Here is a 15,991-nt window from a genome sequence, read left to right on the forward strand (position 1 = left end):
TAACGGTGCCCGGGCTCGGGCCACGCAAACCACCCCAGCGAGAAAAGGTAATGACTGCCCACCAAGCTTCGACAAGCGATCGATCATCGACTTCAGAAGCGTTGAGGTTGACGCGAAGATTTTGGCCTTTGATTTGCTGCGGGGCTGTGGCGGGAATTGGCGGGGGGCTGGCCACCACGTTTATTATCGCGATGATCAATCGCTCCCTTCATGCTGGCGCGGGCGCGCCAGCGTCCATTTTCACGAGCTTCATCGCGCTTTCGATCTTGAGCGTCACGGGGCAGGCCATCGCGGGTGTCGTCAATACGAGCGTCAGTCAAAAGGTGATCGCGCTGCTTCGCAAGGATATCGCCGCGCGTGTGCTGAGAATGCCGATCGGCGCACTCGAGCAACTTCGCGCACCACGAATCATGGCGGTGCTGAACAACGACATAGATTCGATCAGCGCATTTGCTTTGTTCTTTCCTTCATACGTCGAGGCCCTTGCTCTGATGATCGGCGGGTTTGCGTACCTGCTTGTTCTGTCGCCAGTCGCCGCGGGCTTTGCCGCCTCGGCGGTTGCCGGGGGCATAGTCATGAGCGGGTGCGCACATAGCCTTCGGAGGAAGGATTACATGCAAATACGCGCGGCACAGGACGACTTGCAAAACAGCTATAAGGCCATCACCGACGGAGCAAAAGAATTGCGGATGAACCGCGGACTGCGCGAGGTCGTCTACCGGGACTTGTTGTGCGGGTCCGTCGATTCGATAGCAGAACGTCGGATCGCGGCAATGCGCCAATCCTGGCTCGTCGATGCGCTTGGTGTAGCGATATTTTTTTTCGTCATCGGCGGATTGATTGCTTACGGTTTGGCCCATGGAATGGATAAGGCGGTCATGGCGGCAGCTGTCATCGTCCTGTTTTTCATCAGAACACCGGTCTCGCAATTGGTCAGCGCCCTTCCGATCGTCGCACAAGCGCACATCGCGATGAAGCGGATTGTTTCGTTGATGTCGGAATTCAGCGTTGGACTACTCGATATTCCGTTGATGCACGAAAAGACCGAATTGGGTCTCGATTTCGAATCGGTTCAATTGAAAGACGTGACATACGCGTTTCGCGACTCGTCCGGCAAGTCGGCTTTCTCGCTTGGTCCGGTCGATGTGCACGTTCGCCGCGGCGAAGTGCTATTCGTCACGGGCAAGAATGGTTGTGGCAAGACCACGCTCATCAAGATTCTGCTCGGCCTTTATCGTCCGAGTGGAGGTGACATCTCGTTGAACGGCCGGCCCGTCGGATCCCAAATGATCGACGACTATCGCCAGCTTTTTTCGGTGGTATTTTCGGACTACTACCTCTTCGAGAGCTTCAGGGTGGATGCGGCGCTCGAGTGCGACGCGAACGTCTATCTGCAGCGATTCGAGCTTGCCGGGAAAGTTCGGCTCGAAAACGGGTACTTCTCGACAACCGATTTGTCGACAGGCGAGCGCAAGCGCCTTGCGCTGATTCGCACCTATCTGGAGGACCGGCCTATTTTGGTTTTCGACGAATGGGCGGCGGATCAGGATCCGGTGTTCCGGCGCATGTTCTACCGTGAAGTGCTTCCCGATCTCAAGCGAAGGGGTAAAGCGGTGGTCGTCATTTCCCACGACGACAGGTACTTCGACGCTGCCGACCGGGTTCTGTCGTTGAGCACCGGGTGCATCGTCGAAGAAACCACGTGACACCAACCGTTCGCATGAGAGCCCCCGATGCCGACCACCACGACTCCCGCACTTCTTTCGCACTTGCAACGGCTCGAAGCCGAAAGCATTCACATCATGCGCGAAGTAATGGCCGAAGCGCAGCGTCCTGTCATGCTCTATTCGATCGGTAAGGACAGCGCATGCATGCTTCATCTCGCACGAAAGGCGTTCTACCCGGCCCCGTTACCGTTTCCGCTGCTTCATGTAGACACTACCTGGAAGTTTCGCGACATGTATACGATGCGCGATCGTGTCGCGCGCGAGCCGGAAGTCGAGTTGCTCGTGCATCGAAACCCCGAAGCCGAGGCGCTTGGCATCAATCCGTTCGATCACGGCTCACAAGTGCATACGGATATGTGGAAGACACAGGGGCTCCGCCAGGCGCTCGAACGCCACGGATTCGACGCGGTGTTCGGCGGTGCGCGCCGGGACGAGGAAAAGTCGAGGGCCAAGGAGCGCATCTTCTCTCGTCGGACGGCGGCGCATCGCTGGGATCCGAAGAATCAGCAGCCCGAACTCTGGCGGCTCTACAACGGCAAAATGCGTAACGGCGAATCCCTGCGCGTTTTCCCGATCTCGAACTGGACCGAGCTCGATGTCTGGCAATACATCCATCGCGAAAACATTCCGGTGGTGCCACTTTACTTCGCGGGGTTGCGGCCGGTGGTAGTGCGCAATGGAACGTTGGTGATGGTCGACGATGAGCGGATGCGGCTCGCACTGGGCGAGCGGGCGGTACGAAAGATGGTGCGTTTTCGGACACTCGGCTGTTATCCGCTCACGGGCGCGATCGAATCGGATGCCGCCACGGTACCGCAAATCATTCGCGAAACGCTGGCCGGCACGATGTCGGAGCGCCAAGGCCGCATGATTGATCGCGATGGCGCCGCTTCGATGGAGATGAAAAAGCAGGAGGGTTACTTCTGATGGAACGTGGACACGAAACGGAGCCAGCGCAACTCGACGATTGCGTCGCGCGGCATGCCAACAAAACGTTGCTGCGCTTCATGACGTGCGGCAGCGTCGACGATGGCAAGAGCACGCTGATCGGCCGGCTGCTGTTCGACACGAAGGCGCTCTTCGCCGACCAACTGGCTGCGCTCGAGCTCGATTCGAAGAGATTCGGCACGCGCGGAGAAGAGCTCGACTACGCGCTTTTGCTCGACGGCCTTTGTGCCGAGCGGGAGCAGGGCATCACGATCGATGTCGCTTATCGCTTCTTCGCCACCGAACGGCGCAAATACATCGTTGCGGATACGCCAGGACACGAGCAGTACACGCGCAACATGGTCACGGGAGCGTCGACGGCCGATCTTGCTGTGATCCTGATAGACGCGCGCAAGGGCTTGTTGCGGCAGACGCGGCGGCATAGTTATCTGATTTCGCTAATCGGAGTCCGGCACGTCGTGGTTGCCGTCAACAAGATGGATCTCGTCGACTATTCGCGGGACGCATTCGACGTAATCTCGCGTGAGTACCGAGCGCTTGCCGAGCGCATCGGTGTGCGCGAGGTGACGCTCATCCCCGTTTCCGCTGTTTGCGGTGACAACATCGTTCGAAAGAGTGCGAGAACGACTTGGTATGGCGGCCCCACGCTTCTGGAGTGCCTCGACGAAGCGTCGATTGACGAAACGTATCTGCAGACGCAGCCGTTGCGCATGCCGGTGCAATGGGTCAACCGGCCGCATGCGGAGTTCCGCGGATTCGCGGGGACGGTATCCTCGGGGGTGCTCGCACGCGGCCAGCGCATACGCGTACTGCCGTCGGGGCGCGAGAGCACGGTGACGCGTATCGTTACGGCCGACGGTGACCTCGCACAGGCGGTCGCTCATCAGTCGGTCACGCTGACACTGGCGGACGAGATCGACGTCTCCCGCGGCGATCTGATCGTCTTGCCGGAGTCGCCCGCGCAATGCGCAGAGCAGTTCGAGGCCACGCTGGTCTGGATGCATGAGCAGCCTATGCTGCGCGGACGCAGCTACACTTTGAAGATCGGCGCGGCTACGGTGGCGGCCACGGTGCTGCCGCTCAAATACAAGATTGATATCGGCACGTTTGGCCACCTGGCAAGCGAGACCCTGGCGCTCAACGAAATTGGCGTGGTCGAGTTGCAACTCGACCGCGCGATCGCCTTCGACTCTTACGAGCGCAATCGCGATACGGGGGGCTTCATCCTGATCGACCGCATCACCAACGACACGGTCGGAGCCGGCATGTTGCGCGCGGGTCTGCAACGGACGAGCAGCATTTATTGGCAAGCGCACGCGGTGGACAAGCGTGCGCGCTGCCTGCTCAACGGGCACCGCAGTGCGGTCATCTGGTTGACTGGATTGTCGGGCGCGGGCAAATCGACGATTGCCAACCGCCTCGAAATGCGTTTAAACGCGATGGGCAAGCGAACTTACCTGCTCGACGGCGATAACGTGAGGCATGGCTTGAACAAAGATCTGGCCTTCACCGCGGAGGATCGCGTGGAGAATATCAGGCGCATCGCCGAGGTATCGAAATTGATGGTCGACGCGGGGCTCATAGTCATCACGGCATTCATCTCGCCGTTTCGCGCGGAGCGGCAGATGGCGCGCGAATTGATGAATCCGGGCGAGTTTGTCGAGGTCTTCGTCGACGTGCCGTTGAGCGTGGCCGAAGCGCGCGACCCGAAGGGACTTTACAAAAAGGCGAGGCTTGGCGAGCTGAAGAACTTCACGGGAATCGATTCACCTTACGAAGTGCCCGATGCGCCCGATCTCCGTATCGATACGACCATGGTCGACACCGACGGTGCAGTCGAGCAGATTCTCGAGCAACTGACCGCGATTGGGCTTTTCGGGAGCGTTTGACGAAAGGGGATGACAAAGCACGGGCGGTTGCGAGAATGCTTGGCGGCTCTTTTTATTAACATATTTAGTAATGCATCTATCTGCGCGAATGAAATTGCGTAAATCATAAAAGAGAGTGCATCATGATTGAGAAAATTGTTAAGGTTATTGACCTCGTGCCAGGGGCGGTCCGTGAGTTGCCAATGCTGGAAGCAGAATCATTGAACAAAGAGGAATTTTGGGACGAATTCGTACGTAAACATAAACCCGTCCTGATCAAGGGTGCCGTAGAAAAATGGCCGGCGGTGGCAAAATGGGGAATCCCGGGCTACCTGGATGAATTTTCTGACATGGAAGTGCCGATGTCACAAACGTTCAATCCAATTCCGATTGAACCCTATCGCCAGATGGCCTTTCGACGTCAAAAACTATCCGCATGCTTAAAACAGATGCAAATTGCACGGGACGATGAGACATACTCAATTCCATCAATACCGGTCCCGAGGAACTGGCCAAACGATCTCGGCGATTATTCTTTTTTGGATCAACACCGCGATCTGCGTCCGCGTGTCTATCCGCGCAGGAGGCTTTTCATATACAAAAATGCATCAACCGAATGGCACTACCACCTTACCGACGAAACATTAACCACACAGATCGTCGGATCGAAGCGTGTGTCATTGTTCAGACTTAACAGTGAAAACTGGGGCCTTTACTCCAAACCTATCGAGGCTAACTTTCATCACCTTAGTTGTAGAACGCATTTTTTCCCGAATGAGAACCAAATCGTAAAATATGAAGGAATACTTAATGCTGGCGATGTCTTATACCTTCCACCATTTTGGTGGCACGGCATTGACACTGCCGATGCAAATTTCGGCATTACGCTCGCACATTGCTTCCGCACGCCGCTAAAGCGACTAGGTGACTGGAATGAACCGGCTTTGAAAGCTGTCATGCAGAAACAGGCAAAACTACTTGCGTATATTCGGATAGGAATGCCCATAACGATCAGTTCACTAAGCCGACTTATAGCGCGCGAGAATTGGTGACGATTGGCCAGGGTGTGTTGTTAAGTGTTCCGGGTAAATGGCATAGGTGCCACAGGACTCCTGCCGCCGGGTTGGATGTGAGTGCGCAGTCGATCTTAAATAAAGAGGAGTGTGAAATGTTCTACGGCCAATCAGTCTATCCTTTCGTCAAGAATCTTGAAGACAACTATCCATCTATTCTTTCCGAGCTGCAAAATCTTGAAAAAACGTATTTCATGGATTGGCCAGAAAAAGAGATATACAACGGCAAATGGACCGTTTTCGGATTTTATAAATTTGGCCAACGAATAGCAGAACACTGCGATTTATGCCCAAGCACAGCACGAATATTAGAAAATATTCCTGGTATGTTGACTGCCGGGTTTTCTTCCCTCGCGGCGGGGACTTATCTCAGGCCGCACGTAGGCTATACCAATCAGGTATTAAGATGCCACTTGGGGCTAGTTGTGCCTGAAAACTGCGGAATACGTGTAGGGGATGAGTCGCGAAATTGGAAGGTTGGTGAAGCGTTCGTTTTCGACGATACGATTGAACATGAAGCATGGAACCGAAGCGAGTCAACACGTGTTGTTTTATTGCTTGATTTCAAAAAGAATCTAAGCGATACAGTAACCTTCGATCCCCACCTACTGCAATATTAGGTAGGTGTGCCGTGTAGCTTAGTTTCAGAATTGTGAGTCTGACAGGCCATCCTAGCCTGATTGCTTGCCTGTCGTTAGCGGCGGTGTAAATCCGTCACTCAACGGCGGCGCACCAGTCGGTCGAGAATCGCGTCGGCGAGCGTCGGGCCGCCGATCCCGGCAGGTCACCTTGAGATTACCCCAATATTTGACATAATCTAAATTATCACTAAAACAGATGTTGGAGCTTTTTGCCACCGTCCCGATCGCCGCATCCAGCATGGTATTCACAAGCTCGGCGTCCGGACGCGTGCCGATCGACCAACTCAACGAGCCCATCGAAACAGTCGATCACAGGCGATAGATCTTATTCGGCGCTGCTGCCCGAAAGTCGCGATTGATGAGGTTCTCTGGCGCGGGGCCTATTTCTCCTTGATAGGAGCCGTAGCGACGCCGGCGGGTACTGCCAGCGGCCAAGCCTCCTTGCCTCATCAAACGTCGCACGACTTTCTCCGATATGAAGACCTGCTGCTTACCCAGCGCCGCGCGTATCCGGCGATAGCCATAGCAACGGTAATTGAGTTCGAAGATGTCTGTGATGACACGACGCACGCCAGCATACTTGTCAGCAACAAGCAGTCGTGCGCGATGGTAAAAGTAGGAACTGCGGGCAAGACCCAATACAGCGAGCAGTTCTGGCAGCGCATAGATTTGTCTCAGGGCATCAACCAGCGTCGTCTTCTCCCGATTGCTCAGGAGCTGCGGGTCGACGCCCAGGCCTTTTTTTGCTGGATTCTTATGGGATTCATGGATGCCGGAGCCTCACGACCGAGTAGCTTGTTTTTCCAGTTGTATAGCGTCGGCCTACTCACGCCTATATCTTTTCCGCGACCACGCGTGCACCTCCGTTTCTGGTGCACAACTCAATGACCGCGGCCTGCTTTAACACTGGGATGACGGCACATTCGGAGCATTGCTGACAAGACGTTTCCGAATATTGGGGCGCAGCTCGTCGACCCACGCGGCCAGCACTGCGCGACACGGATATCCAAGTGCTCTTGTGGTCCCCGCGAAATTACGGCCATGATTCAAATAATGCTCAACCGCGATCTCCTTCTGTTCGGTGGAGTATCTTGGCCTGGAGCGGCGATAGCCCGCCGGCAAATCGCCCACCTCAATGAACGCGCGGTACCATCGCGCCAAATTCTTGCGTGAAGGATATCCCCGCTCGCGAATAGTTGCCGCTGCGCTCCTACCGTACTTGATGTAGAGCCGAACTGCTCGAACGCGGTCTTCGTATGAGTACATGAACTACCTCCAGGTAGTCCAAGTTTTCGTCCGCACCTCCACAGCGACTGATTGGAATGCCCGGTCGGGCGCATCCATCCTGCTCCCAGGGAGCCTGCTCGCCACTTCTCTGTGCCCGACCACCGGACAACCGTCCTGACGGAACGCCAGACGCTGATCTTCGCTTCGCTCTCACTACTGCGTCAGCGGTTTGGTACAAACGGCATTTGTGCACTGCCTAACGACCAGGCCTCTGCAGGCAACACAATATGTAACGTGGCCAGCAACTGCCCCATGCCGGCGAACACCCGGTAGGCGCTCGCCACCTCCGCATACTGGCCGCCAACATAAGCAACGCGTGCACTGTAGTACTCGTTCTCCGCATTGAGCAAATCGAGTAGCGATCGTTGCCCGATTCCGAACTGCAACAAATACGCCTCCCGGGTTGCCGCACTGGAATCGACGTATTGCTTTAGCACGACCACCCGATCGCGTGCCGTGAGGTACGCATTGAACGCAAGCGAGACTCTTTCTTGTATCTCCAGACGCGTACGGCTGCGTACTTCTTCGGCTTCCCGGATCTGGGCGTGCGTCTCCCCGATTCGGGCTTTACCAGCCCCGCCCTGGAAAATGTTGTAGCGAAGGCGCAGCATCACGCGGCGATCGTTTATTGGCCCGAGAACGCCCTCTCGGTCATGGCTCGTGCTGAGCTCCAGATCGAGGCGTGGCCACAACGCCGACTTGGCGACGTCGTACTGTGCCCTGGCTTGAGCGACGTCCGCCTCGGCGCCTGCGAGCGAAGGGTGGTTGGCCAACGCCGTGTCCAGCGCCTGCTGTTCGGTTTGCGGCAACTCGCTCTCCGGTGCTACCGGCTTGGCAAGAGCATCCGGCGGCATGCCCACCAGACGAGCGTAAGCAACCTCGGCATCTTTCAGGCTGCTTTGCTCGGATCGCAAATTGTCCCTAGCCAGAGCCAGACGACTTTCCGCCTGATAAAGATCGGCACGGCGTCCGACGCCGCGATCGCTGCGCAGCTTGATCTGGTCGTAGATACGGAGGTGGGATTCGATGTTGTCTTCGGCGGCAGCCGTTGTCTCCTTGCGGCGCAGAACTTCAAGGTAGGCGCCCACCACACGCAGCGCCACGTCCTCTGCGGTGGTGGCTACTCCATAGGCCGAGGAATCGATGCGCGCGCTTTGACGCGCCACTTCACTTTTGACGGCGAACCCGTCGAACAGCATTTGCGACAGCGTCACGTTGGCGGTGCTATGCGTGAAGGTGGTTCGATTCAAGCCGAGCAGGCGCGTCTCTTCGTCGTCGCGCCGCTCCCTGCCGATGGCCGTGTCGACGTCCAGGCGAGGCCAGTAACCGGCCTGAGCCTGCTTCAAGCCCTGGTCTGCTGCCTGTCGGTGATGAGTTGTGGCTAGTACTTCGGGATTGGTTCTTATCGCCTGTTCGACTGCTTCCTGGAGGCTCTGCGCGCCTGCGAGTGAAGGTGAACCTGCAATCGCCGATACCAGTACAAGCTTGGCTAGCAATGGACTATTTCTATTCATTGCGCATTTCCGGTAACCTGACGGTGGCTGGTTTTCACTGCCGCTCAAGCACAAACAGATATTCGCGATGCTCGGAACCATGTGGCCGACGCATGTTACTGGAGATGTGTTGCGCTTTCAATAAACGTATCCCCGCTCACCAGATACCCGGTGCGGTGTCTCGGCACCGTCAACTGTCGCGGGAAATGCGTTGAGAAATGTGACCCCGTGAGGAAGGCTTTCAATGCTCGATGATTAATTCAAGCGTTACTCGCGGGGTATTCTGGTTGCCTAATATTCCTGAACGTGGGGCAGCGGTGGCGTAACGTAAGTCACGACGGTGCCACTGCCTTGATCATGAGTGAACTGGAAACCGGCGGCAGACAGCCCGCCTTGCAGCGCGATCTGAGCCGAGTGCACGCCGTCGCTGACGGTCAGCGTGCCTCCCGTTCCCGCATCATTGGTCGTAAAGCTGAGTGTCGTGTGGTCGTTGCACAAGACGTCCGCAAGATCCAGGGTGTTGCCAGCGCCGAACCCGGAAACCGTACCGGTGAAGCTGCCTGATTGATCGAGCCTGAGCGTGCCCGTTGCGCCGTCGGCGAACGTCGTGTTTTCCGTCGATGCAGCGCCGAACTCGAGTGTCGCCGCGCCGCTGATCGTCGCGCTTCCGTTGCCGGTGACATCACCATGGATCGCCAGGTTGCCGTTGTTGGCCAATAGGTGGCCCGCATTGGCCACTGCACTGTCGATCACGAGACCCCCGCTGCCCGTTGCTTCAAGCGTGCCCGTGTTGACTACGACATTGCTTCCTGTGTCAATCACGAGCGCGTTGGCACCGTTGGCGACAATCGTCCCCTCATTGACGAGCGTCAATTGGCCCGTTCCAATCTGGCCGGCACCGGCGATCGTGTTGTCGACGTTGATCAGCGTCGCGTCGGGACTGCCGCCAAATATGACGTTGTGGCTATCGTCGGACAGCGTAAGGTGTCCGCCGCCTTCCAGCGATGCGCTCTTCACCAGGACCTCGAGGTCGGTTCCGTCGCCCGTTGACGCAAGCGCGATCGTACCCGTGTTGTTGATCGTTCCGCCGAGGGGAAGCATTGCACCATCGTTCACCGTCATGAGGCCCGAGTTGATCATGACCGGCGCCTGGTCAAACACGAAGTTGTCGCCGGTGAGGTCAGCGGAATGGACACCCATTACCGTGATGGTTTCGCCAGCGCCCAGTGCAATCACTGCGTTGCCGTTGGCATCATCGGTCATGTGCGTCTGAACGTCGCTGAAACCCGTGATGCCTGTGAAGCCCACGAGATCGACTTTGTCCGCTGCGAGGTCGAGATTATGCAGCGTGTCGTTTCCGATTGGTTGCGCGAAAACGAACAGGTCGTTGCCGGCGGAACCCGTCAAGTGGTCGTCGCCCGACCACGCGAAAATCGGCGAGTTTGCCGCGTATGCCTCCACATTGTCGGCAACCGTGACGGTCGCATGGCTGCCGTCCGCGTTGGTCCAGTTCTCGGTCACCGTGAGCACCGTAGCGCCAGTGAAGGACGCTGACGGCGTGACCGCGAGAGCGCTGAGATCGTTCGTCGGGACGAGCCATGTGCCGTTGCCGAGCTCGGTTCCGGCGTTCAGTTGCCAGCCGGAGGGAATGCCGGCGATCGTCACTGTGAGCTCGGTCGGATGGCTGGACAGTTCAGTTAGCGCAAGGTTGATTTCGGATCCGGCTACGCCGGCGGGGGCTGCGTGTGTGGAGCTCCTGGTGTTGCCTGCGAGGTCCCACTCAGTCACCGTCAAGCTGTCGCTTTTTAGTCCCGCCTGGGTTAAGGCCCAAGTTCCCCCACCCTGCTGTGTCGCGGCATAGTCAGCCGAAGTATTGTTGTCGTGGACCGCGACGTTCCAAACGTTGGAAGCATCGGTGGTGGCAGTCAGCTTGTTCCCACTGTAACTCCACGACAGGATCGCTGGAGGCGTTGTGTCGAGCGTGAAGCTGAAGCCCGTTGCCGCCGACACATTGCCAGCCACATCGGTCTGCCGGACCTGCACGGTGTTCACCCCTTCGACGGCGCTGAAGCTGCTACTCCAGTGAGCCCCGCTATCGATGCTGTACTGCACCGTCGCGCCGCTCTCGACACCACTGAGGCTGAGCGTGCCGACGTTGGTCACGTGATCGGAAGCGCTGCTGCCGGAATCAGTCGCGAGCGTCACCCCGGGTGCGGCCGCGGCCGTGTCGAGCGTGAAGCTGAAGCTGCTTGCCGCCGACACGTTGCCAGCCACATCGGTCTGCCGGACCTGCACGGTGTTCACCCCTCCGACGGCGCTGAAGCTGCTGCTCCAGTGAGCCCCGCTATCGATGCTGTACTGCACGGTCGCGCCGCTCTCGACACCACTGAGGCTGAGCGTGCCGACGTTGGTCACGTGATCGGAAGCGCTGCTGCCGGAATCAGTCGCGAGCGCCACCCCGGGTGCCGCAGCCGCCGTGTCGAGCGTGAAGCTGAAGCTGCTTGCCGCCGACACGTTGCCAGCCACATCGGTCTGCCGGACCTGCACGGTGTTCACCCCTCCGACGGCGCTGAAGCTGCTGTTCCAGTGAGCCCCGCCATCGATGCTGTACTGCACGGTCGCGCCGCTTTCGACACCGCCGAGCGTCAGGGTACCGACGTTGGTTACGTGATCGGAGGCGCTGCTACCGGAATCGGTGGCGAGCGCCACCCCGGGTGCGGCAGCCGCCGTGTCGAGCGTGAAGCTGAAGCTGCTCGCCGCCGACACATTGCCGGCCACGTCGGTCTGCCGGACCTGCACGGTGTTCACGCCTTCGACGGCGCTGAAGCTGCTGCTCCAGTGAGCCCCGTTATCGATGCTGTACTGCACGGTCGCGCCACTCTCGACGCCACCGAGCGTCAGGGTATCGACGTTGGTCACGTGATCGCTGGCGCTGCTGCCGGAGTCGGTCACGAGCGCCACCCCGGGTGCGGCAGCGGTCGTGTCGAGCGTGAAGCTGAAGCTGCTTGTCGTCGAGACATTACCGGCCACATCGGTCTGCCGGACCTGCACGGTGTTCACGCCTTCGACGGCGCTGAAGCTGCTGCTCCAGTGAGCCCCGTTATCGATGCTGTACTGCACGGTCGCGCCGCTCTCGACGCCACTGAGGCTGAGCGTGCCGACGTTGGTCACGTGATCGGTGGCACTGCTGCCGGAATCGGTCGCGAGCGCCACCCCGGGTGCGGCCGCGGCCGTGTCGAGCGTGAAGCTGAAGCTGTTTGCCGTCGACACATTGCCGGCCACGTCGGTCTGCCGGACCTGCACGGTGTTCACGCCTTCGACGGCGCTGAAGCTGCTACTCCAGTGAGCCCCGCTATCGATGCTGTACTGCACGGTCGCGCCGCTTTCGACACCACCGAGCGTCAGGGTACCGACGTTGGTCACGTGATCGGAAGCGCTGCTGCCGGAATCGGTCGCGAGCGTCACCCCGGGTGCGGCAGCCGCCGTGTCGAGCGTGAAGCTGAAGCTGCTTGCCGCCGAGACATTGCCGGCCACATCGGTCTGCCGGACCTCAATGCTATTCAGGCCCTCAGCCGGACTGAAGCCGGTGTTCCATGTAGAGCCGCCATCGGTCGAGTATTCAACCGTCGCGCCACTCTCGACGCCACCGAGCGTCAGAGTACCGACGTTGGTCACGTCATCAGTGGCGCTGCTACCGGAATCGGTGGCGAGCGCCACCCCGGGCGCCGCAGCCGCCGTGTCGAGCGTGAAGCTGAAGTTGCTCGCCGCCGACACATTGCCGGCCACGTCGGTCTGCCGGACCTGGACATCATTCGTCCCTTCCGCAGCAGTAAAGCTGCTGCTCCAGTGAGCCCCGTTATCGATGCTGTACTGCACGGTCGCGCCGCTTTCGATACCACCGAGCGTCAGGGTACCGACGTTGGTCACGTGATCGGAGGCGCTGCTGCCGGAATCGGTGGCGAGCGCCACCCCGGGTGCCGCAGCCGCCGTGTCGAGCGTGAAGCTGAAGCTGCTTGTCGTCGACACATTGCCGGCCACGTCGGTCTGCCGGACCTGGACATCATTCGTCCCTTCCGCAGCAGTGAAGCTGCTGCTCCAGTGAGCCCCGCCATCGATGCTGTACTGCACGGTCGCGCCGCTTTCGACGCCACTGAGCGTCAGGATACCGACGTTGGTCACGTGATCGGAGGCGCTGCTGCCGGAGTCGGTGGCGAGCGCCACCCCGGGTGCGGCAGCCGCCGTGTCGAGCGTGAAGCTGAAGCTGCTTGCCGCCGACACATTGCCGGCCACATCGGTCTGCCGGACCTGGACATCATTCGTCCCTTCCGCAGCAGTGAAGCTGCTGCTCCAGTGAGCCCCGCCATCGATGCTGTACTGCACGGTCGCGCCGCTTTCGACGCCACTGAGCGTCAGGGTACCGACGTTGGTCACGTGATCGCTGGCGCTGCTGCCCGAGTCGGTCGCGAGCGCCACCCCAGGTGCCGCAGCCGCCGTGTCGAGCGTGAAGCTGAAGCTGCTTGCCGCCGACACATTGCCGGCCACATCGGTCTGGCGGACCTCAATGCTATTCAGGCCCTCAGCCGGGCTGAAGCCGGTGTTCCACGTGTGGCCGCCATCGGTCGAGTATTCGACCGTCGCGCCGCTTTCGATGCCACCGAGCGTCAGGGTACCGACGTTGGTCACGTGATCGGTGGCGCTGTTGCCGGAATCGGTGGCGAGCGCCACCCCGGGTGCCGCAGCGGTCGTGTCAAGCGTGAAGCTGAAGCTGCTTGCCGCCGACACATTGCCAGCCACATCGGTCTGGCGGACCTGCACGGTATTCACGCCTTCGACGGCGCTGAAGCTGCTGCTCCAGTGAGCGCCGCTATCGATGCTGTACTGCACGGTCGCGCCGCTCTCGACGCCACCGAGCGTCAGGGTGCCGACATTGGTCACGTGATCGCTGGCACTGCTGCCCGAGTCGGTCGCGAGCGACACCCCGGGTGCCACGGCGGTCGTGTCGAGCGTGAAGCTGAAGCTGCTTGCCGTCGACACATTGCCAGCCACATCGGTCTGCCGGACCTGGACATCATTCGTCCCTTCCGCAGCAGTGAAGCTGCTGGTCCAGTGAGCGCCGCCATCGATGCTGTACTGCACGGTCGCGCCGCTCTCGACGCCACTGAGGCTGAGCGTGCCGACGTTGGTCACGTGATCGGAAGCGCTGCTGCCGGAGTCGGTCGCGAGCGTCACCCCGGGTGCGGCCGCGGCCGTGTCGAGCGTGAAGCTGAAGTCCGTTGCCGCCGACACATTACCGGCCACATCGGTCTGGCGAACCTCGATGTTGTTCAGGCCTTCCTGTGCCGAGAAGCCGGTGTTCCATGTGGAGCCGCCATCGGTCGAGTATTCGACCGTCGCGCCGCTCTCGACACCACCGAGCGTCAGAGTACCGACGTTGGTCACGTGATCGGCGGCGCTGCTGCCCGAGTCGGTGACGAGCGCCACCCCGGGTGCCGCAGCGGTCGTGTCAAGCGTGAAGCTGAAGCTGCTTGCCGCCGACACATTGCCAGCCACATCGGTCTGCCGGACCTGGACATCATTCGTCCCTTCCGCAGCAGTGAAGCTGCTGCTCCAGTGAGCCCCGTTATCGATGCTGTACTGCACGGTCGCGCCGCTTTCGACACCACCGAGCGTCAGGGTACCGACGTTGGTCACGTGATCGCTGGCGCTGCTGCCGGAGTCGGTCGCGAGCGCCACCCCGGGTGCCGCAGCCGTCGTGTCGAGCGTGAAGCTGAAGCTGCTTGCCGCCGACACATTGCCGGCCACGTCGGCCTGCCGGACCTGCACGGTGTTCACGCCTTCGACGGCGCTGAAGCTGCTACTCCAGTGAGCCCCGCTATCGATGCTGTACTGCACGGTCGCGCCGCTTTCGACACCACTGAGCGTCAGGGTACCGACGTTGGTCACGTGATCGGTGGCGCTGCTGCCGGAATCGGTCGCGAGCGTCACCCCGGGTGCCGCGGCGGTCGTGTCGAGCGTGAAGCTGAAGCTGCTTGCCGCCGAGACATTGCCGGCCACGTCGGCCTGCCGGACCTGCACGGTGTTCACCCCTTCCACGGCTCCGAAGCTGCTACTCCAGTGAGCCCCGCTATCGATGCTGTACTGCACGGTCGCGCCACTCTCGACGCCACCGAGCGTCAGGGTACCGACGTTGGTCACGTGATCGGAAGCGCTGCTGCCCGAGTCGGTGGCGAGCGCCACCCTCGGCGCCGCGCCGGCTGCCGTATCGATTGTGAAATTCAAGGTGGTCGCAACCGAGACGTTCCCGGCCACATCAATCTGCCTTACCTGCACGGCATTCACGCCTTCCACGGCGCCGAAGCTGCTGGTCCAGTGTGCGCCGTTATCGCTGCTGTACTGCACCGTCGCTCCATGCGCGAGCCCGCTGACCGCGAGCGCGCTATCGGATGTGATGTGGTCTGCGGCCGAAACGCCAGTGTCATGCGCCAGCGTGACGACGGGTGCAGGCGGCGCAATGTCGACATAGGCAGTCGCCCAACTCAGGGTGCCGTTGCCGAGCCGAATCGCATAGGTAAAGCTATCTTTTGCGTATCCGACAGTATTGAAGCTGTTCGAGAGCCAGGCTGAATCCAGGTGACTCGCGTCGTATCCCACCTTTCCGTCCGATGTGATCCAAAGGTGTGCGCCGTGTGCGCTGTAGTCTGCGCTGACGGATTCCGCCCTGGCGGTGTCTTGTGTCAGCAGGGCTGTTTGCTCGAGCGCTGTCGTGGCTTCGGCACCGGAGTCGATCGAGTAGAGCGTCTTGGCCGCTCCGCCGAGATCGTTGGCCATCACGTTAAGGTAGACGACGCCGAGCGCATTGTCGGTGAGCCCTGTCTGGGCCGACGTAAATAGATCATTGCCGGCTTGCGGCGTGTTACTGATGGAAACCGTAATTCCATTCGTAATGGTCGTCAT

At 59.7% G+C, this 15,991-nt stretch carries 7 protein-coding genes and 1 pseudogene; 5 read left to right on the forward strand and 3 right to left on the reverse strand.

All coding sequences use genetic code 11. The annotated features are described in order from the left end of the window. The first annotated feature begins 50 nt into the window (after positions 1 to 50). The 5 genes from ACSQ20_RS20185 (at position 51) to ACSQ20_RS20205 (ending at position 6,236) form a co-directional block, all read left to right on the forward strand. A complete protein-coding gene (locus ACSQ20_RS20185; RefSeq protein ID WP_436023565.1) occupies positions 51 to 1,706 on the forward strand; it encodes a cyclic peptide export ABC transporter in 1,656 nt (551 codons plus the stop codon). 27 nt (positions 1,707 to 1,733) lie between these two features. Further along, complete coding sequence (cysD, locus tag ACSQ20_RS20190; protein WP_436023567.1) at positions 1,734 to 2,654, forward strand: sulfate adenylyltransferase subunit CysD; 921 nt, start codon at positions 1,734 to 1,736, stop codon at positions 2,652 to 2,654. Continuing rightward, positions 2,654 to 4,564 (forward strand): sulfate adenylyltransferase subunit CysN, encoded by a 1,911-nt coding sequence (gene cysN / locus ACSQ20_RS20195; RefSeq protein ID WP_436023569.1) that lies wholly within the window; start codon positions 2,654 to 2,656, stop codon positions 4,562 to 4,564. The genes cysD and cysN overlap by 1 nt, the downstream gene beginning before the upstream one ends. A gap of 122 nt (positions 4,565 to 4,686) precedes the next feature. Continuing rightward, positions 4,687 to 5,595, forward strand: coding sequence for a cupin-like domain-containing protein (locus ACSQ20_RS20200; protein ID WP_436023571.1), 909 nt, complete (start codon positions 4,687 to 4,689; stop codon positions 5,593 to 5,595). Positions 5,596 to 5,711: 116 nt separating this feature from the next. Continuing rightward, positions 5,712 to 6,236 carry an aspartyl/asparaginyl beta-hydroxylase domain-containing protein gene (locus ACSQ20_RS20205; protein WP_436023573.1) on the forward strand — a complete coding sequence of 175 codons (525 nt, stop codon included), beginning with the start codon at positions 5,712 to 5,714 and terminating at the stop codon, positions 6,234 to 6,236. Positions 6,237 to 6,458: 222 nt separating this feature from the next. On the opposite strand, the pseudogene ACSQ20_RS20210 reads toward ACSQ20_RS20205, so the two are convergent. The 3 genes and pseudogenes from ACSQ20_RS20210 to ACSQ20_RS20220 form a co-directional block, all read right to left on the reverse strand. Then, positions 6,459 to 7,523: pseudogene (locus tag ACSQ20_RS20210) on the reverse strand (IS3 family transposase); the annotation flags it as partial. 182 nt (positions 7,524 to 7,705) lie between these two features. Further along, a complete protein-coding gene (locus tag ACSQ20_RS20215) occupies positions 7,706 to 9,058 on the reverse strand; it encodes a TolC family outer membrane protein (protein ID WP_436023575.1) in 1,353 nt (450 codons plus the stop codon). Between the two features lie 270 nt (positions 9,059 to 9,328). Next, positions 9,329 to 15,991, reverse strand: coding sequence for an Ig-like domain-containing protein (locus ACSQ20_RS20220; RefSeq protein ID WP_436023577.1), 6,663 nt, complete (start codon positions 15,989 to 15,991; stop codon positions 9,329 to 9,331).

The organism is Trinickia sp. LjRoot230, assembly GCF_964253315.1.
Classification (GTDB): domain Bacteria; phylum Pseudomonadota; class Gammaproteobacteria; order Burkholderiales; family Burkholderiaceae; genus Trinickia.

Excerpts from the sequence above, each read along its gene's own strand:
- cysN (WP_436023569.1), top strand. The coding sequence starts at position 2,654 with ATGGAACGTGGACACGAAACGGAGCCAGCGCAACTCGACGATTGCGTC.
- ACSQ20_RS20220 (WP_436023577.1), bottom strand. The coding sequence starts at position 15,991 with ATGACGACCATTACGAATGGAATTACGGTTTCCATCAGTAACACGCCG.
- cysD (WP_436023567.1), top strand. The coding sequence starts at position 1,734 with ATGCCGACCACCACGACTCCCGCACTTCTTTCGCACTTGCAACGGCTC.
- ACSQ20_RS20205 (WP_436023573.1), top strand. The coding sequence starts at position 5,712 with ATGTTCTACGGCCAATCAGTCTATCCTTTCGTCAAGAATCTTGAAGAC.
- ACSQ20_RS20215 (WP_436023575.1), bottom strand. The coding sequence starts at position 9,058 with ATGAATAGAAATAGTCCATTGCTAGCCAAGCTTGTACTGGTATCGGCG.
- ACSQ20_RS20185 (WP_436023565.1), top strand. The coding sequence starts at position 51 with ATGACTGCCCACCAAGCTTCGACAAGCGATCGATCATCGACTTCAGAA.
- ACSQ20_RS20200 (WP_436023571.1), top strand. The coding sequence starts at position 4,687 with ATGATTGAGAAAATTGTTAAGGTTATTGACCTCGTGCCAGGGGCGGTC.